This is a genomic window from Rahnella sp. ChDrAdgB13, assembly GCF_017655185.1.
Taxonomy (GTDB): domain Bacteria; phylum Pseudomonadota; class Gammaproteobacteria; order Enterobacterales; family Enterobacteriaceae; genus Rahnella; species Rahnella contaminans.
Map to the genome: position 1 here is coordinate 56,813 of NZ_JAEMGT010000008.1, position 17,915 is coordinate 74,727.

A 17,915-nucleotide genomic window follows, 5' to 3' on the forward strand; every position below is an offset into this window, starting at 1 on the left:
TCAGTCGCCAATATACTGGCGGCAAACCCTTTCGCTGAGCTGCGTGACCAGTTCATACGCACTGATGCCGGTTGCCTGCGCAACGCGTTCAACCGGCAGAACTGGCCCCCAGAAGATGACTTCATCGCCGACTTTATCCGTCGCGTCCGGCCCTAAATCCACCGTGATCATGTCCATCGAAACGCGTCCGACCAGCGGCACGATGCGGCCATTGACCTGCACCGGCGTTCCGCTCGGCGCACTGCGCGGATAACCGTCGCCATACCCCATCGCCACCACGCCCAGACGGGTGTCGCGATCGCTGGTCCAGGTGCTGCCGTAACCGACCGGTTCACCGGCGAAATGCTCGCGCACCGCAATCAGGCTGGAGGTCAGCGTCATCGCCGGTTGCAGGCCAAAATCGCTGGCGTCTCCGGTTTCCAGCGGCGATACGCCGTAAAGGATAATCCCCGGACGCACCAGACTCATATGCGACTGCGGCCAGAGCAGGATCCCGCCGGAAGCGGCAATCGATTTTTGCCCCGGCTTACCGGCGGCAAACGCATTAAAACAGGCCAGTTGCTTCGGCGTGGCATCGCTTTCCGGCTCATCGGCACGGCAGAAATGGCTCATCATATTGACCGGCTGAACAACATTTTTGCAGGCGCTGAGGCGCTGATAAAACGTCTCTGCCTGCGCCGGGCTCACGCCCAGACGGTGCATTCCGGTATCGAGTTTCAGCCAGACATTCAGCGGGCGCGCCAGCTGCGCGTTTTCCAGAGCGTCGAGCTGTTCGATGCTGTGAACGGCGGTATCGAGCTGATGTTCCACCAGCAGCGGCAATTCATCCGGTGAGAAGAAACCTTCGAGCAGGAGAATGGGTTTAACAATGCCGGATTTGCGCAGCGATAACGCCTCGCTGAGCCGGGACACGCCGTAATAATCGGCATCCTGCAAGCTGTGCACCGTTTCCAGTAGACCGTGCCCATAAGCGTTTGCTTTCACGACCGCAACGAGACGACTTTGTGGCGCCAGATGACGCACCCGTTGCAGATTGTGTCGCAGAGCGCGGCGATCAATGACAGCCGTAGCCGCTTTCATTTTGAGTCCTTTAATGTGAATTTTTTGGGGTTTTAACAGGCTAAAGGGGCGAAGTTTGCATTCGGCCAGCGCGGAAAAACCAGAGTGTACACGCAAGTACATGAGCTGGTTTTGCCACAACAAGTGAGCACTGCCCGAAGGCAAAATGGCAAGCAAGATAGCCCCGCACAATTAGTCTTCGTCGTATTGCGGGCCGCCATAGTTATCAAACCGCGACCATTGCCCGTTAAACGTCAGGCGAACGGTGCCGATCGGGCCGTTACGTTGCTTACCGAGGATGATCTGCGCAATGCCTTTTTCTTCACTGTTATCGTGATAAACCTCGTCACGATAGATGAACATGATTAAGTCGGCGTCCTGCTCGATGGAGCCGGATTCACGCAAGTCGGAGTTGACCGGACGTTTGTCGGCGCGTTGCTCCAGACTTCGGTTCAGCTGCGACAGCGCCACCACCGGCACCTGCAATTCTTTCGCCAGTGCTTTGAGCGAGCGGGAGATTTCGGCGATTTCCAGCGTACGGTTATCGGACAGCGCCGGAACACGCATCAGCTGTAAGTAGTCGATCATGATCAGGCTCAGACCGCCGTGCTCACGGAAAATACGGCGTGCGCGGGAACGGACTTCAGTTGGCGTCAGACCGGAGGAATCATCGATATACATGTTACGTTTTTCGAGCAAAATTCCCATGGTGCTGGAAATACGCGCCCAGTCTTCATCGTCGAGCTGGCCGGTACGGATTTTGGTCTGGTCGACGCGGGAAAGCGACGCCAGCATACGCATCATGATCTGGTCGCCGGGCATCTCCAGACTGAAGATTAAGACCGGTTTATCCTGCATCATCGCTGCGTTTTCGGCGAGGTTCATCGCAAACGTGGTTTTACCCATCGACGGACGCGCCGCCACAATAATCAGGTCAGATTTTTGCAGACCGGCGGTTTTCTTATCGAGATCCGCATAACCGGTCGATACGCCCGTCACGCCATCGTGCGGGCGCTGGAACAGTTCTTCGATACGCGAAACGGTACTTTCCAGAATGCGGTCGATGCTTTTCGGGCCTTCGTCTTTACTGGCGCGGCTTTCGGCAATCTGGAATACGCGGGACTCGGCTAAATCGAGCAGGTCTTCGCTGCTGCGACCTTGCGGATCATAACCGGCGTCGGCGATTTCGTTGGCGACTGAAATCATTTCACGCACAACGGCACGTTCGCGCACGATATCGGCATAAGCCCCGATGTTTGCCGCACTTGGGGTGTTTTTAGAGAGTTCTGCCAGATAAGCGAAACCACCGACCGAGTCTAAATCGCCTTTTTGTTCGAGCGATTCGGACAGCGTAATCAGGTCGATCGGTTTGCTCATTTCCAGCAAACGCTGCATTTCGGTGAAAATCAGGCGATGCGGACGGCTGAAGAAGTCATTGCTGACCACGCGCTCCGCGACGTTATCCCAGCGTTCGTTGTCCAGCATCAGCCCGCCCAGAACGGATTGCTCAGCCTCCAGCGAATGCGGCGGAAGCTTCAGGCCTTCCATCTGACGATCGCGGGTTTCGTTCTGTTGATTGGTCGGTTTTTTTGCTGCCATCTGTGGATTTGTTCCTGCTGTAAGCGCCTGTTTTATGAGCGTCGGACTTCCGAAAATCAGAAGCGCAACGTGCGCGTTAGTATAGGTTGTCATGTCTCATTTCAAAAGGGTATTAACCGGCTGTGCCTAAAATCTGGATTGTCCCGGCCATTTAGCCTAGGGTTGAAATCAGACTCCATCACGAGGGAAAAACATGGCAAAGCGCATCCAGTTTTCTGAAACAGGTACACCTGACGTTCTGCAATACGTTGATTATCAGCCACAAGAACCTAAGGCCGGTGAAGTTCAGGTTGAGAACAAAGCCATTGGTATTAACTACATCGATACCTATGTGCGCAGCGGTTTGTATCCGCCAGCCAGTTTCCCGGCCGGTTTGGGTACCGAAGCGGCAGGCGTTGTCACCAAAATCGGCAGCGACGTGACCGGCATTAAACCGGGCGACCGCGTGGTGTATGCGCAGTCAGCGCTCGGCGCTTACAGCGAAATCCATAACGTACCGCAGGAGAAAATCGCCCTGCTGCCGGATGCCATCAGCTTTGAACAGGCGGCGGCGTCATTCCTGAAAGGGCTGACGGTTTACTATTTACTGCGCCAGACGTATGAAGTGCAGGCGGGCGAAACCATTTTGTTCCACGCTGCCGCAGGCGGTGTCGGGCTGATTGCCAGCCAGTGGGCAAAAGCGCTGGGCGTAAAACTGATCGGGACTGTCGGTTCTGATGAAAAAGCCGCTCGCGCCAAAGAAGCCGGTGCCTGGGCGACGATTAACTATCAGAAAGAAGATATCGCCACCCGCGTGGCCGAACTGACCAACGGCGAGAAAGTCGGCGTGGTTTATGATTCTGTCGGCAAAGACACCTTCGAAAAATCCCTGAACAGCCTGAAGCGCCGCGGTTTGCTGGTGAGCTTTGGGAATGCGTCCGGGCCGGTGAAAGGCGTGGATCTGGCGATCCTGAATCAGAAAGGTTCGCTGTTCGTCACGCGCCCTTCGCTTAATGGCTACGTAACCAATCGCGAAGAACTGGCCCAGGCCAGCGGCGAGCTGTTTTCGCTGATTGCCAGCGGCGCGATAAAAGTGGACGTCAGCGACGCGCAGAAATTCCCGCTCTCCGAAGCTAAACGCGCCCACGAAACGCTGGAAAGCCGCATCACGCAAGGCTCAAGCCTGCTGATCCCGGGCAAGTAACAGACGCAAAAAAGGCTTCCGGATGGAAGCCTTTTTTACTGCCTGATACAGACGACCTCTGAGTTCAGACGGGTACTGCTGTAGGGTACTGCCGGGTAAATCCGGAGGGCGGTGTCACTTGTGTGACTATTGTGTGCCTCACCGGACTTGATGAATTCAGTTTGCGGCCTGCTGACCACGTATGAATTCCATCCTAACAGTCACCCATGTTAAAAAATATGATTTATGCATTTCGACCGCACATTCTGATCCAGCTTGTGATCGCTAGCACATAAGTAAAAGTTATAGATGTAACGTTTACATTTTTTTGTGCTCAAAACGCCGCCATCAACCTTTTCTATTTCATGAAGTTATGAAAACGACTTATCTTGCGAATTTTTTATGGCAGGCGGCGACGGCGATATTTTGGTTCGTCAGGCCGGATAAATGTCCGGTAAATCCAGACTGCAGCGACCGCTAAAATCAGCCACGGCAACATTTTAATAACAATCACAAAGAAGCCGCCCAACATCATCAGACCAAATGCCACGATCAGCGCTGCCACCATGCCCAGCAGGGAAATGCCGGTCAGCATCAGCATAAAGAAAAAACCAAGCACGAAGAGAATTTCCAGCATCGGGTGCTCCTTAATAAGCCATGTGCAATAAGACGTGATGTCAGAACACGGGTAAGCTATTACAAGAAACGTGCCAGTGTGACGGGATTGATAATTAACTGATTTAACAGGGGGAATTTTTTCGCAGGCGCAAACGGCCTGCGAAAAAATAGTTAATCTGACTAACTGATAGTGAATTTGCTCACGTCGGTTTGAAGACGCTTACGCCTGAACGGGGGCTTCCTGCTGCTGGCTCACCATCGAGAGCGCCTGCTCAACGATATCAATGCCGGCGCCCGCTTTATGCGCGTTTTCGCTGAGATGACGGCGGAACTGACGCGCACCCGGCACGCCCTGGAACAGGCCCAGAATATGGCGGGTAATGTGGCCGAGATACGTGCCTTTGCTGAGCTCCGCTTCGATATACGGATACAGTGCGCGGATAATATCCGGCCCGGTTTTCAGCGGCGCGTCGGAACCAAAAAGCTCGCGATCCACATTCAGCAACATGCCGGGATTCTGATAAGCTTCGCGGCCCACCATCACGCCGTCCATATGTTGCAGATGCGTTTTGGCTTCTTCCAGCGTTTTGATGCCGCCGTTAATCGCCATCGTCAGATGAGAGAAATCACGCTTGAGCTGATAAACACGCGGGTAATCCAGCGGCGGGATTTCACGGTTTTCTTTCGGGCTCAGGCCGGAAAGCCAGGCTTTACGGGCATGAATGATAAAGGTATCGCAGCCGCCGTTTTCAGACACCTGACGGATGAAATCGCAGAGGAATTCGTAGCTGTCCTGATCGTCAATCCCGATACGGGTTTTGACAGTGACCGGAATCGACACCACATCGCGCATCGCTTTAATGCAGTCCGCCACCAGCGACGCCTGACCCATCAGGCAGGCACCGAACATACCGTTCTGCACACGATCCGACGGACAACCGACGTTCAGGTTGATCTCGTCATAGCCGCGTTCTTCTGCCAGCTTCGCGCAGTGCGCCAGATCGGCCGGATTGCTGCCGCCCAGCTGCAAAGACACCGGATGTTCTTCATTGCCAAAGCCCAGATAATCACCTTTGCCATGAATAATCGCGCCGGTAGTGACCATTTCGGTGTACAGCAATGTCTGGCCAGTCATCAGTCGGTGGAAATGGCGACAGTGTCGGTCGGTCCAGTCGAGCATAGGCGCAACGGAAAAACGCTGAGCGGAATATGGCTGGGTTGTGGACATGGCGTTTTGGGGCATTGCGTGTTGAGTTTCTGACATCGGCCTGACATTCGCTGAGGGTTCATGGCGCTCCCTCCGGCACGGCGGCCAGAGGGAAGTTAATCGCTGATTATACCACAGAACAAACATTCGGCATCTTGCCCGGTTTAGCGGCTTTGCGACACGGCCGCATCGTCGGTTTTTCGCTCTGCGGCGGTACGGCTCAGACGCTGCTCCAGCACTTCCAGCGTGACACCGCGCGTTTCCGGCACTTTGCATTGAATGAAAATCCAGCCCGCCAGACAAATCACCGCGTAGATAAAGAAGCTGCCCGCCGCGCCCAGCGCCGCGTTCATCAGCGGGAAGGTATACGTCAGGAAGAAACAGGCAATCCAGAGCGCCAGCGTACCGACCGCCATAGCGTTGCCGCGCACACGGTTCGGGAAGATTTCAGACAACAATACCCAGGTTACCGGCGCGAGCGTCATGGCGTAAATCGCGATGGCCACCAGCACAAGCAGCAACACCGGTAATCCCATCACGCCAAAGGTGTAGGCCAGCCCGATCAGAATATAAATCACGGTCAGGCCCGCTGAACCGAGCTGCATCAGACGACGACGCCCGATTTTGTCCACCAGCGGCAACGCCAGCAGCGTGAAAATCAGGTTGATGAGGCCGGTGGCGACAATCGATTTCAGCGTGTCGTTGATATCAAATCCGGCAGACGCAAAAATCTCCTGCGCATAGTTGAATATCACATTGATGCCGCACCACTGCTGGAAAACCGCCAGCACAATACCCATCAGCACAATCGGTCGGACGCGCGGTTCCCACAGCGCCGAGAACGGCACTTTCTGGCTTTCAGAACCGAGAGAACGGCGGATATCCGCCAGCGTTGAACGCGCATATCCGGCAGAACCGATGCGGCCCAAAACCTTTTCGGCCTGCGCATAACGGTTCGCTTTCGCCAGCCAGCGCGGGGATTCAGGCACCACAAACATCAGCACTAAAAAGACTGCCGCCGGAATGGCTTCCGCACCAAACATGTAGCGCCAGCCGGTTTGTCCGTTCCAGCTTTGCAAAATATCGGCCTGCGCGGCGGCAGATGCCACGGGTTCAGCAATCATCAGGTTAATCAGTTGTGCGGCCAGAACGCCGAGCACAATGGTCAGCTGATTGACGGCGACAAAGCGGCCGCGTTTTTCTGCCGGGCTGATTTCGGCGATGTAAACCGGTGCCAGCGCGGAGGCTAGACCGATACCGACACCGCCCGCAATACGCCAGAAAACAAAGGAGTCGAAATTGAATGCCAGTGCCGTGCCGATACCGGAAGCGGTAAATAAGACCGCAGCGATAATCAGCGGCAGGCGACGGCCAAACCGGTCAGAAAGCGAACCGGAAACCGCGGCGCCCAGCACGCAGCCCAGCAAGGCGGAGCTCATCGCCCAGCCGGACATCGCGGCGTCGGTGATGCCAAAATACGCCTCGTAAAAAGGCTTGGCTCCCCCGATCACCACCCAGTCATAACCAAACAGCAAGCCGCCGCAGGCAGCCACCAGGCAAATCATCCATACGTAGGGCATATTCAAAGCTTGTGAGTCAGACATAATCATTCCTCATTCAGGCATGTTCGTCGCCGCACAGTGCAATACACTGCAGCGACATTTGCTGTGTCAGGTGAGCGCCCGGAGATAAAACCGTCAGCGAGCCACCGCCCGGCAAATGATGGTCATTTGCCGCATGGGTCATGGGTTCAATGCAGAAAAAATCGTGCTGATAGCCGGGGTCGAAACGGGTATCTGACATAAACAGGAAATACACCGGGCAGGCCGGTTGAGTGGTCAGCCGTAATTGCTGTCCGGCATCCGGCCAGACGATATCAGCCGAACCATTCCAGCCGGAAAATCCATTATTCACCCAGCGGCGCGGCAAGGGCTGGGATGTACAAAAATCCAGATCAGCGGGCAAATTTTGATGATGTTTCCCCGCCACACATTGCGCCTCTTCCTGCCAGTAACCCGAAGCGACAGCCTGCAAACGGGTGGACGCCGTCAGCGGGAAAAACGGATGCCAGCCCAGTCCGAAAGGCAGTGCATAATCGGCCAGATTGGTGACGGTCATCGTCACCTCCAGCCGGTCGCCGGCGAGCAAAAAACGCTGTTCGGCGCGATAACAATAGCTGTCGCTGTGATGCTCAAAAGCCAGCGTCAGTGACTCCGCGCCCTGAAAAATACAGTCCCACTCCGCCAGCCAGCCATCGCCGTGCAGGTAATGCGCATCGGCGGTATTGGGCGACAAACAGTACGTTTTCCCTTCAAAGCTGAACGCATTCCCTTTCAGCCGGTTGCCGAACGGCACCAGCGGAAAACACGCAGACTGCGCCGCGGGTGTTTCGTCACTGAGCATGGCCGGGCGCAGCAGCGGAAAATCCCCGCCGGAGCGTCTTGCGCTAAGCTGTAAAATCGTGCCGCCCGAAGACGACACAGTCAGCGCAAGATGGTGGTTTTCCAGAGAACAGAGCCGCATGATTTTCTCCGGTTAACAGTCAGGCAGTTGCGAGAAGAGATGCGCTTTCGCACAGGACGGATCCAGCGCAAAAATCTGTTGCAGCACATCATCGGAACCGTCGTCGTTCAGCCCGCGCAGCGCCAGCGCTTTCACCAGCAAACAGTGGATGCGATGGTCTTTCTGACGGTCGCCGGTCAGCACCACCAAATCCGGCAATGACACAGCAAAGAAGTCGTCGGTGACCGGCTGTGTTTCCGCACTGGCGGCCCATTCCAGCATCTGCGTGAAGACCTGACGACTCTGCGCCGGATCGTTAAGTTTGCGCAGCGCCATTCCCTGATAGAACAGATAATCGACCGGCTGATCGTTGTAATAGCGCCGCTCGCCCATGCCTTTATCACCGGCCGCCGCGCGCTCAAACCACGCCTGCGCCTGCTTATGCTGCTGTAGTTTTTGCGCGCAGACGCCCAGCCAGAAACAGATGTCATTGTCGGTCTGCCCGACCAGCCGCCCTTCGCTGAGGTTATGCGGATATTCCAGCGCCGACAGCAGCAAAGCCTGCGCTGCAACTGCGTTTCCGGCATTCAGCGCTTCAAAGGCCAGCAGCTGTTTATTTATCAGATATTGTCCGGTGATCCGCCCTTCGCCACCTTCCCACGGATGGAACTGCCGGTCGGCCAGAAGAGCTTTCGCGGGCTGTAACTGACCGCTGAGGTTATACAGGCCGAGCAATTCGGCGGTCAGATCGTCACGTTGTGTCGCCACCGGCAGTAACTTCTCCAGCCGCGCGAGACGGATTTGCGGCGGGATACCGGCCAGCCGGTTCAGCAAATCAGATTCAAATAACAAACGCGCATCCTGCGGCTGTAACCGACAGGCTTCTTCAAGACAGCGGCGCGCTTCGGCGGCATCGTGCTGGTGGTTCCACGCATAAATTCCCAGCCCGCGCCATGCATCGGCGAAGTCTGGTTCAAGCGTCAGACAGCGCTGCCAGCAGGTCACGGCGGCAGAGGTATTGCCTTTGCTGTAATGGAAAGAGGCCAGAAGATGCAGGGCAAAGGCGTCATCGGGGAATGCACCCAGCAGGCGAACTTCCGCCAGCCATTGCGGGAAACGAACCCTGTCCGGGAAAACGCGCCGCGCCGCCTGACACAAGGCTTCGCGCCCTTCGTCCTCAAGGCTCGCACGTAAATACAGCGGCAGTGTTTCCTGACTGTCGAGCACACGCAGGGCTTCCCGCGCCAGCAAATCCTGCCCGCACTCCTTAAGTTGGATGGCGATATTCATGGCATTTTCACCACGACGCCCGGTAACACGGTGCAGCTCAGTCGCAGCGCCGGTGTCCGGCGCAAGGTGATAGCGTAAAAAATGCAGAAGGTAGTGAAGCGGATATTGCTGCAAATGTGTGTCGATAAACGGACGCGCATCCTGCCCGCTGAGGCACAGCAACAAAGCTTTCAGGCCAATCAGCCCGTAATGATTAGCCTGCGTCGCCAGCCCCTGCTCACAGAAATTCAGCGCCTGCGTGAACTGCTGGCGGCGGGTCGCAATCTGCGCCAGCCCGAAGTACCCGCCCGGTTTGGCGTTACCGCTCCATATAGCACGGTAATAACCGTCAAACGCGGCATCAAAATCGTCGGTTTGTGCCAGCGCACTGGCGCGGATCAGGCTCGCCAGGCCGCATTGCGGATTCTTATTCAGCCGGTGCGCACGGCTCAGTGCGGCATCCGCCAGAGTGACAGCCTGAGAAAAATTCGCCCGGTTGTATTCCAGCGTCGCCAGCGCCAGATTGCAGCGATAATTCAGCGGATCGAGCGCCACGCCGCGCCGGTAGTAGTTCTCTGCGCCCTGACTGGCGTGGTTATACTGCTCAAGATGCTGGCCGATAAACCAGGCTTCATCGGCAGAAGTAACCTCCGCCGCAGGCAACGGCGCGGTTGCCGGCGAGGGCAGCGGCATTTCTTCGGCCTGATGCTCCTGATAGGTCAGCAATTCAGCACCCTGTTTATCCAGCAAACGTAACCGCAGGCGCGCCGGAAATTCGCCGCGCAGCTCGCCCTGAATCACTTCGCCCGGTTGCAGGTTTATCGCGTCTTCGAACACAAGTTCGCTGTCCTTCTCACCGGCGATTTCCAGTCGTGCGGCCTGCAACGGACTGACGGCGTACACGCCCCACTTGAGTGTATCTCCGTGACGTTCAAGCTTAACTACTGCCTGCTCAGAAGCATTCTGCACCGTACCTAACCCGCTGTAAGGCAGGAAGTTTTGCACAAAACATTTCTCTTCATATGCATCCAGCCAGGTGAAGTCCGGCTGATTATCGGTGAAGACGCCGGTCATCAGTTCGATGTACGGCCCGTTGTTGTCAGTGAGATTTCTGTCCCACGCACGGCCAAAATCGCAGTTCCCCCACGTCCACTGTTTTTTGCCCGGCGAAACATGATGGTCGGCGATGTGCAGTAATCCGCCCTGCTGATCGTGGTCATACGCGCCGACAAAGTCGTAGTCAGATTTATCCGCCATGTATGAAGTCGGCACCGGGATGTTTTTGTAGCGCGAGATATCGGTGCCTGCCGAGTAATCCACTTTATAGTAAGTGCCGGTGGCTATCGGGAATGACGAGACGTCGCGTTTGCCGTGATCGAAAACCGCGGTGACGTCCGGCGGGAATACGCTCTGATGACCGTCGCCGCCGGTGACCGCGGGGTTCGCCCACCACAGGAAATGGCGCGGCGTTGGATTGCCGTTGTAAATTTTCGCGCTGATTTCCAGCAACGCTTTGTCCGGATACACCGTGAAACCGGTCATCACCTGCAAACCGCGCATCGGCTCAACCTCGCCCATCCAGACCGTTTTCGCGCCGTTTTCCTGCTCGGCAATCGTGAAGTCTATAGGCATAAAAGTGGTCGGGCGGTGATGTTGCGGCCAGTTAAATTCAATGCCGCCGGAAATCCACGGCCCGAGCAAGCCGACCAGTGCCGGTTTCACGACTTCGTTGTAATAGACAAAATCACGCTGTTTTACTTTGTCCCAGGCGCGATGTACACGCCCGCCAAGCTCGGGTAACAACATGATTTTGATATAATCATTTTCCAGATACAGCGCCTGATAGGTTTTCATGACTTTCTCACCGGTCAGCGTATCGGTCACGCCGTACGGATAGACCGCGCCGGACGAGCCCTGATACACCCGGTGCGCCAGAAACATCGGGTGCGTGTCCTGTTTCCCTGTTAACCAGGTCGGTAAATCCACCGCTTCCTGCCAGACTTTTACTGTTCCGCTCATGATTTGTCCTCAATACGTCATACCGAAATATCAATTTCGAGAGTCTACGCAACGTACAAAAGACGCGGATCCGCTACGGTCACGCAATTCAGTAAACGGGGTTTAGTAAATGCCGATGGAAGGATTGAACAATCTGCGGGTACGTCAGTTTAATAAGCAGGTGCTGATGACGTTGCTTTACCGGGAGAAAAATACCAGTAAATCAACGCTGTCGCGGCTTTCACATCTGTCGATCCCGGCTATCAGCAAGATCCTTGATGATCTGCAAAACGACGGACTGATCACCCATAATCCGGTGAATTTGCATTCCCGCGGGCTTGGCGGAGGAAGTTATCAGGTCGCCACGGATGACAGCACGATCTTGTGCATGAACATCACGCCTTATCGCATCGAGAGCATTCTGGTGAACCGGCTGATTTTGCCGCTGAGCGGCTACCAGCTGACGGATATTGCGGTCAAAACGCCGGAAGCGATGCTGGCGCAGATCGAAGCCTGTTTTCATCAGTATCGGAAGAAATTCCCCGGCCTTAAAATCCGGCTGGCACTGGCGATCCACGGGCAGGTGAATCCGACTACTGGCGTGTCTCAGCGCATGCCGCAAGCACCGTGGACCGGCGAAATCGAGATTAAATATTTGCTCGAAGAGAAGTTGCAAACCGAAATCCTGATGGATAACGACTGCATCATGCTGGCGCTGGCCGAGAAGTGGCAGCACGCGAACGACCAGCATGATTTTTGCGTGATCAACGTCGATTACGGCATCGGATCTTCTTTCGTGATCAATCAGCAGATTTATCGCGGCAGCCTTTTTGGCAGCGGGCAACTCGGGCACACGATTGTCGATCCGCAGGGCAGCCGCTGCGCCTGTGGTCGCTACGGTTGCTTGGAAACGCTGGCTTCGCTGTCGGCGCTGAAGAAAAAAGCCCGGCAGCTTATCGTGACAGAGAATCCTTTGCAGCCACCACGCACACCGGGCACGCAGGAGCTGATTGACCGGTTTCATCAGGGCGACGCGGCACTTTGCGCGCAGGTGATGGAGGGTGCGCGGGCGCTGGGACTGAGCCTGTATAATTTCCTCAATATTTTGAACATTAACCGTATTTATCTGTACGGTCGCAGTTGCGGATTCGGCGACGTCTGGCTGAACGCCGTCCGCGCACAGAGCGGGCTGAACCCGTTTGACAGAACCGATCATGTCAAAACGCAGGCGACACACATTGCGCCCGGCACGCTAAGCCGCGAGCAGCAAATTATGGGTATTGGTTACCTGTATGTGGAAAAAGCGCTGGAAGGTATGGCGGGCTGAGCGGCGCATAATTCGTCGATCTGGCTGAAGCATGATAAAATTAAGAATGGCTGCATGATGTGGCCTATTTATCCCAATCTGCGCTCAGAGAATGTTGCTATGACCCTGAATAATCCGGAAAAATTACTTTCACAAGCTGAAGAACTTTGCCAGCAGCGCAATGTTCGTCTTACACCGCAGCGGCTGGAAGTTTTGCGACTGATGGCGCAACAACCCGGTGCGATCAGCGCCTATGACTTGCTGGATCTGCTGCGCGTCAGCGAACCACAGGCCAAACCGCCAACGGTTTACCGGGCGCTGGATTTTCTGCTGGAACAAGGGTTTATTCATCGGGTTGAATCGGCTAACAGCTATGTGCTTTGCCATCATTTCGAAGAGCCGAGCCACACTTCAGCGCTGTTTATCTGTGACCGCTGCGGGCTGGTCACGGAAAAAACCACAGACGGCATTGAAGAACGTCTGGCGAAACTGGCGCTTGAATCTGGTTTTGAGTTGCGTCATTCGGTCGTTGAAGCACATGGCTTATGTGCCGAATGCAAAGTTGTTGAAACCTGCGACAGCCACGATCATTGCGAACACGACCACAGTATTGTGGTAAAAAAACGCTGAGAAATCAGGTGTTTTTGATGGAATTTCAAAAGGCGTAAAGCGGAAGGGTTTTAACGCAGCTGAACGGATAATTTAAGGTGTAGAAGGAAGATGTTGAAGGTTGGGTACATCCTTGTACCCGTATCCTGAAAGTGTTCCGGGTAGGAGCAGCAATAACTCAGGATACGTCACTGATACGCGAGGGGGAGTCGCGTGTTACCAGTGATATTTGTTTTTCGATTCCCAATCCTTGAGCTCTTTCTCGGCCTGATCCTTCTGATAGCCATATCGCTCCTGAATCTTACCTACCAGCTGATCACGTTTACCTTCAACGACTGTCAGGTCGTCATCAGTCAGCTTACCCCACTGTTCTTTCACTTTCCCTTTGAACTGCTTCCAGTTACCGTCGGCTTGGTCCTTATTCATGATAAATATCTCCTGTTACCTTGGGTTGTGGAGCTGCACGTTTGCTGGCAGCCCGTCCTTAACACTTCAAAGCTTAGTAGAGAATGCGGATTCGTCTTCCCAAAACAGGGATAAAAACCACTATTAGGATTAATCCAAAGCAGGATATAACGTGGAATTGGAATCTGTCTGACTGAAAAAGGCCGGTAATTCAGAGCACAGAGAGTGCAAATCCGGTATTTGCTCTAAACAGGCAACGCAGCGGATAACACGTGAGAAAAAGGATTTTATCGGGAAAGTTTATTAGCAGCTTCAAACAATATCGCCCCAAAACGGGGCGATGAGATACTGATATTTACAGGCGCGTCAGAGGCGGCCAATGCACCTGCAACGTAGAACTTAAGCGCAGATTAGATCCAGTCGCCGTTGCGGATAACGCCAACCGCCAGACCTTCAATGCTGAAATTCTGTTCACGCAAATCAACCACAATCGGCTGGAATTCGCTGTTTTCAGGCAACAGCTGAACAACACTGCCCTGTTTCTTCAGGCGTTTGACCGTGACTTCATCATCAATACGCGCAACGACAACCTGCCCGTTACGGACGTCCTGCGTTTTGTGTACTGCCAGCAGGTCACCATCCAGAATACCGATATCACGCATCGACATCCCGCTGACGCGCAGCAGGAAATCCGCACTCGGTTTAAACATGGCCGGATCGACCTGGTAATGTCCTTCGATGTGCTGCTGAGCCAGCAGCGGTTCACCGGCGGCAACGCGGCCAATCAGCGGTAAACCTTCTTCTTCTTCCATCAGCAGACGAATACCGCGCGAAGCACCGGAAACGATCTCGATAACGCCTTTACGCGCCAGCGCTTTCAGGTGTTCTTCCGCCGCGTTCGGGGAACGGAACCCCAGACGGGATGCAATCTCTGCGCGGGTCGGTGGCATACCGGTGGTGGAGATATGATCGCGAATAAGGTCGTAGACCTCTTGTTGTCTGGTCGTTAAAGCTTTCATTCCGCCCCCTGGTTGTTTATACAGTCTTGCTGTGAGTATATACAGCTAAACGGGCAATGAAAACCTAAGATTGAATAAAAACAGGGCATAACGACAATTCCTGGAATACAGGTTCCAGATCAGAACCATCGCGGCCAAAAGATGCTGACCCAGACAAAAATCGCCAATATGATGGTCAGAAGTACGGCGGCGGAGCCAATATCTTTCGCACGTCCAGACAGGACGTGAAACTCAGGCCCGATGCGGTCAATCGCGGATTCAATGGCGCTGTTAAGCAGTTCAGTCACACACACCAGCACGACGGAGCCAATCAGCAGGATACGTTCTATACTGCTGACATCCAGCCAGAAAGATAACAAAATTAGCGGGATAGCGACGCTGGCTTCCTGGCGAAAAGCCGCTTCATTTTGCCATGCGGCTTTCAATCCTTTCCAGGAATATCCGGCTGCTTTATAAATTCGGGTAAATCCGGTGACTTGGTTCGCCATTTCGGGTACTGATCCTTTGAGTGTTTGCAGCATTTTAGCTGTTATATGGTATCGCATCACCACAGATCTCATCTGAGCTTTCTGGTATCCTTGCGGCGAAATTGCTAACAAGAGGCTTCACGTTTTTATGTCAGGTTGGCGTAGACTTTATTACACATTATTGAATTTACCACTCTCATTGCTGGTAAAGAGCAAGGTCATACCTTCAGATCCGGTTACCGAGTTGCATTTAGACCCGACGCGCCCGATTTTGTACGTATTGCCTTATAACTCCAAAGCAGACTTGCTGACGTTGCGTGCGCAATGTCTGGCCGAGAATCTGCCCGACCCTCTTATTCCGCTGGAAATCGACGGAACCCTGCTGCCAAGCCATGTTTTCATTGCTGAAGGCCCGCGCGTATTCTCTTATTACACGCCGAAGCAGGAATCCGTAAAGCTGTTCCACGACTATCTGGATTTGCATCGCAACAATCCGGATTTAGACATTCAAATGCTGCCAGTTTCCGTGATGTTTGGTCGTGCGCCGGGCCGGGAAGGTCAGGATGATACGCCGCATCTGCGCGTGCTGAATGGCATCCAGAAATTCTTCGCCGTGCTGTGGCTCGGACGTGACAGTTTTGTTCGTTTCTCTAATACCGTTTCCCTGCGCTATATGGCGACGGAACACGGTACAGACAAAACTATCGCTCAGAAACTGGCACGCGTGGCGCGCATGCATTTCTCCCGCCAGCGTCTGGCGGCAGTTGGCCCGCGCCTTCCAGCTCGTCAGGATTTATTCAATAAGCTGCTGGCTTCCAAGGCCATCGAAAAAGCGATTGAAGACGAAGCCCGCAGCAAGAAAATTTCCCATGAAAAAGCCCAGCAGAATGCTATCGCGCTGATGGAAGAAATCGCGGCGAATTTCTCTTATGAGGCCGTGCGTCTGTCGGACCGTGTGCTGAGCTGGACGTGGAACCGCTTATATAAAGGCATCAACGTCAACAATGCTGAGCGTGTCCGTCAGCTGGCGCTGGATGGTCAGGAAATTGTGTATGTGCCCTGCCACCGCAGTCATATGGACTACCTGCTGTTGTCTTACGTGCTCTATCACCAGGGGCTGGTGCCGCCGCATATCGCTGCCGGTATCAACCTGAATTTCTGGCCAGCCGGTCCGATTTTCCGCCGTCTTGGCGCGTTCTTCATTCGTCGTACCTTTAAAGGCAACAAACTCTATTCCACCGTTTTCCGTGAATATCTGGGCGAGTTGTTCAGCCGTGGTTATTCGGTCGAATACTTTGTCGAAGGGGGTCGTTCACGCACCGGACGCCTGCTGGAACCCAAAACCGGTACGCTGGCGATGACCATTCAGGCCATGCTGCGCGGCGGTTCACGTCCGATTACGTTAGTGCCGATTTACATCGGTTATGAGCACGTGATGGAAGTGGGCACGTATGCTAAAGAATTGCGCGGTGCGACCAAAGAAAAAGAAAGCCTGACCCAGATGCTCAATGGTCTACGCAAACTGCGCAACCTTGGCCAGGGTTATGTCAATTTCGGTGAGCCGCTGCATCTGACCACGTACCTGAACCAGAATGTGCCGACCTGGCGTGAAGCAATCGATCCTATCGAAGCGCAACGTCCAAGCTGGCTGACGCCAACGGTGCAGGATCTGGCAGAGCAGATCATGGTGCGTATCAACAACTCAGCGGCAGCCAATGCCATGAACCTGTGTTGTACCGCGCTGCTGGCATCACGACAGCGCTCACTGACCCGCGAACAGCTGATCGAACAAATCGACTGCTATCTGCAATTGCTGCGTAACGTACCTTATAACGCGGATTCGACTGTGCCTGATCTGAGCGCCGATCAGCTGCTCGATCACGCGCTGAACATGAACAAGTTCCAGGTCGAGAAAGACAATATCGGCGACATCATCGTTCTGCCGCGCGAACAAGCGGTGCTGATGACGTATTACCGCAACAACATCCACCATATGCTGGTTTTGCCGTCGCTGATTTCAAGTATCGTGATGCACCACCGCCATGTGAGTCGTGCTGAATTGCTGCGTCAGGTAGAGCTGATTTACCCGATGCTCAAAGCTGAACTGTTTATGTATTTCGATAAGTCGGAGCTGCCGCAGGTGCTGGATGTCCTGACGCTGGAACTGGCTCGTCAGCAAATCATTCATCTGGAAGACGACGAACTGACGCTTAACCCGGCGCGTATCCGCACGTTGCAACTGCTGGCCGCAGGTGTGCGTGAAACGCTGCAACGCTACGCGATCACCTTCTCCCTGCTCACCAATAATCCAAGCATCAACCGTGGTGCGCTGGAAAAAGAGAGCCGGATTATGGCGCAGCGTTTGTCCGTACTTCACGGTATCAATGCGCCAGAATTCTTCGACAAAGCGGTGTTCTCGACGCTCGTCGGCACGTTACGCGCTGAGGGCTATATCAGTGACAGCGGTGATGCGATTCAGGAGCAAACGCGAGAGATTTACATCATGCTCAGCGATTTGATGACGCCGGATATCAAGCTCACCATTGAAAGCGCAGGTATGCCTTCGGAACTGCCGCAACCGACAGAACCTCCGGCTGAGCCTAAAATGGACGTGCGCGATACCGATCACTGATTGACGTTAAAATCATTGCGGTAACGCCATAAAGCAAAACGCCCGGGCTTATAAAAAGACCGG

At 54.4% G+C, this 17,915-nt stretch carries 14 protein-coding genes; 4 read left to right on the forward strand and 10 right to left on the reverse strand.

Annotated features, from left to right (window positions below; translation table 11 throughout):
• Both alr and dnaB read right to left on the reverse strand, forming a co-directional pair.
• Entirely contained in the window at nt 1-1,080 is a 1,080-nt protein-coding gene (alr, locus tag J8X26_RS03810) for an alanine racemase (protein WP_208950205.1), read from the reverse strand.
• A 171-nt stretch (nt 1,081-1,251) separates the two neighbouring features.
• Entirely contained in the window at nt 1,252-2,658 is a 1,407-nt protein-coding gene (dnaB, locus tag J8X26_RS03815; RefSeq protein WP_101074864.1) for a replicative DNA helicase, read from the reverse strand.
• Nucleotides 2,659-2,851: 193 nt separating this feature from the next.
• On the opposite strand from dnaB, the gene J8X26_RS03820 reads away from it, so the two are divergent.
• On the forward strand, nt 2,852-3,841 hold the full coding sequence (locus J8X26_RS03820; protein ID WP_152327426.1) for a quinone oxidoreductase: 990 nt from the start codon (nt 2,852-2,854) through the stop codon (nt 3,839-3,841).
• Between the two features lie 379 nt (nt 3,842-4,220).
• Here J8X26_RS03820 and pspG read toward each other — a convergent pair whose 3' ends face one another.
• The 5 genes from pspG to J8X26_RS03845 all read right to left on the reverse strand — a co-directional run bounded on the left by pspG (nt 4,221) and on the right by J8X26_RS03845 (nt 11,435).
• Nucleotides 4,221-4,457 carry an envelope stress response protein PspG gene (gene pspG / locus J8X26_RS03825; protein WP_152327427.1) on the reverse strand — a complete coding sequence of 79 codons (237 nt, stop codon included), beginning with the start codon at nt 4,455-4,457 and terminating at the stop codon, nt 4,221-4,223.
• Between the two features lie 201 nt (nt 4,458-4,658).
• Entirely contained in the window at nt 4,659-5,702 is a 1,044-nt protein-coding gene (gene dusA, locus J8X26_RS03830) for a tRNA dihydrouridine(20/20a) synthase DusA (RefSeq protein WP_374101265.1), read from the reverse strand.
• A gap of 107 nt (nt 5,703-5,809) precedes the next feature.
• Nucleotides 5,810-7,249, reverse strand: a complete 1,440-nt coding sequence (locus tag J8X26_RS03835) for a sugar porter family MFS transporter (RefSeq protein ID WP_208950206.1) — start codon at nt 7,247-7,249, stop codon at nt 5,810-5,812.
• A gap of 13 nt (nt 7,250-7,262) precedes the next feature.
• Nucleotides 7,263-8,168, reverse strand: coding sequence for an aldose 1-epimerase (locus J8X26_RS03840; protein ID WP_208950207.1), 906 nt, complete (start codon nt 8,166-8,168; stop codon nt 7,263-7,265).
• A gap of 12 nt (nt 8,169-8,180) precedes the next feature.
• Nucleotides 8,181-11,435 carry a DUF5107 domain-containing protein gene (locus tag J8X26_RS03845; protein WP_208950208.1) on the reverse strand — a complete coding sequence of 1,085 codons (3,255 nt, stop codon included), beginning with the start codon at nt 11,433-11,435 and terminating at the stop codon, nt 8,181-8,183.
• A 109-nt stretch (nt 11,436-11,544) separates the two neighbouring features.
• Here J8X26_RS03845 and J8X26_RS03850 point away from each other — a divergent pair, with 109 nt between their 5' ends.
• Together J8X26_RS03850 and zur are read left to right on the forward strand one after the other, a co-directional pair.
• Entirely contained in the window at nt 11,545-12,741 is a 1,197-nt protein-coding gene (locus J8X26_RS03850) for an ROK family transcriptional regulator (protein ID WP_208950209.1), read from the forward strand.
• 99 nt (nt 12,742-12,840) lie between these two features.
• On the forward strand, nt 12,841-13,350 hold the full coding sequence (zur, locus tag J8X26_RS03855; protein WP_152327434.1) for a zinc uptake transcriptional repressor Zur: 510 nt from the start codon (nt 12,841-12,843) through the stop codon (nt 13,348-13,350).
• A gap of 195 nt (nt 13,351-13,545) precedes the next feature.
• Here zur and J8X26_RS03860 read toward each other — a convergent pair whose 3' ends face one another.
• From J8X26_RS03860 to J8X26_RS03870, 3 genes are all read right to left on the reverse strand, one after another.
• Complete coding sequence (locus tag J8X26_RS03860) at nt 13,546-13,755, reverse strand: CsbD family protein (protein ID WP_101074856.1); 210 nt, start codon at nt 13,753-13,755, stop codon at nt 13,546-13,548.
• 389 nt (nt 13,756-14,144) lie between these two features.
• Entirely contained in the window at nt 14,145-14,753 is a 609-nt protein-coding gene (lexA, locus tag J8X26_RS03865) for a transcriptional repressor LexA (protein ID WP_047605531.1), read from the reverse strand.
• Nucleotides 14,754-14,872: 119 nt separating this feature from the next.
• Entirely contained in the window at nt 14,873-15,241 is a 369-nt protein-coding gene (locus tag J8X26_RS03870) for a diacylglycerol kinase (protein WP_152327435.1), read from the reverse strand.
• A gap of 127 nt (nt 15,242-15,368) precedes the next feature.
• On the opposite strand from J8X26_RS03870, the gene plsB reads away from it, so the two are divergent.
• Complete coding sequence (plsB, locus tag J8X26_RS03875; protein ID WP_152327436.1) at nt 15,369-17,852, forward strand: glycerol-3-phosphate 1-O-acyltransferase PlsB; 2,484 nt, start codon at nt 15,369-15,371, stop codon at nt 17,850-17,852.
• Nucleotides 17,853-17,915: the final 63 nt, after the last annotated feature.

Excerpts from the sequence above, each read along its gene's own strand:
- alr (WP_208950205.1), bottom strand. The coding sequence starts at position 1,080 with ATGAAAGCGGCTACGGCTGTCATTGATCGCCGCGCTCTGCGACACAAT.
- dnaB (WP_101074864.1), bottom strand. The coding sequence starts at position 2,658 with ATGGCAGCAAAAAAACCGACCAATCAACAGAACGAAACCCGCGATCGT.
- J8X26_RS03820 (WP_152327426.1), top strand. The coding sequence starts at position 2,852 with ATGGCAAAGCGCATCCAGTTTTCTGAAACAGGTACACCTGACGTTCTG.
- pspG (WP_152327427.1), bottom strand. The coding sequence starts at position 4,457 with ATGCTGGAAATTCTCTTCGTGCTTGGTTTTTTCTTTATGCTGATGCTG.
- dusA (WP_374101265.1), bottom strand. The coding sequence starts at position 5,702 with ATGTCAGAAACTCAACACGCAATGCCCCAAAACGCCATGTCCACAACC.
- J8X26_RS03835 (WP_208950206.1), bottom strand. The coding sequence starts at position 7,249 with ATGTCTGACTCACAAGCTTTGAATATGCCCTACGTATGGATGATTTGC.
- J8X26_RS03840 (WP_208950207.1), bottom strand. The coding sequence starts at position 8,168 with ATGCGGCTCTGTTCTCTGGAAAACCACCATCTTGCGCTGACTGTGTCG.
- J8X26_RS03845 (WP_208950208.1), bottom strand. The coding sequence starts at position 11,435 with ATGAGCGGAACAGTAAAAGTCTGGCAGGAAGCGGTGGATTTACCGACC.
- J8X26_RS03850 (WP_208950209.1), top strand. The coding sequence starts at position 11,545 with ATGCCGATGGAAGGATTGAACAATCTGCGGGTACGTCAGTTTAATAAG.
- zur (WP_152327434.1), top strand. The coding sequence starts at position 12,841 with ATGACCCTGAATAATCCGGAAAAATTACTTTCACAAGCTGAAGAACTT.
- J8X26_RS03860 (WP_101074856.1), bottom strand. The coding sequence starts at position 13,755 with ATGAATAAGGACCAAGCCGACGGTAACTGGAAGCAGTTCAAAGGGAAA.
- lexA (WP_047605531.1), bottom strand. The coding sequence starts at position 14,753 with ATGAAAGCTTTAACGACCAGACAACAAGAGGTCTACGACCTTATTCGC.
- J8X26_RS03870 (WP_152327435.1), bottom strand. The coding sequence starts at position 15,241 with ATGGCGAACCAAGTCACCGGATTTACCCGAATTTATAAAGCAGCCGGA.
- plsB (WP_152327436.1), top strand. The coding sequence starts at position 15,369 with ATGTCAGGTTGGCGTAGACTTTATTACACATTATTGAATTTACCACTC.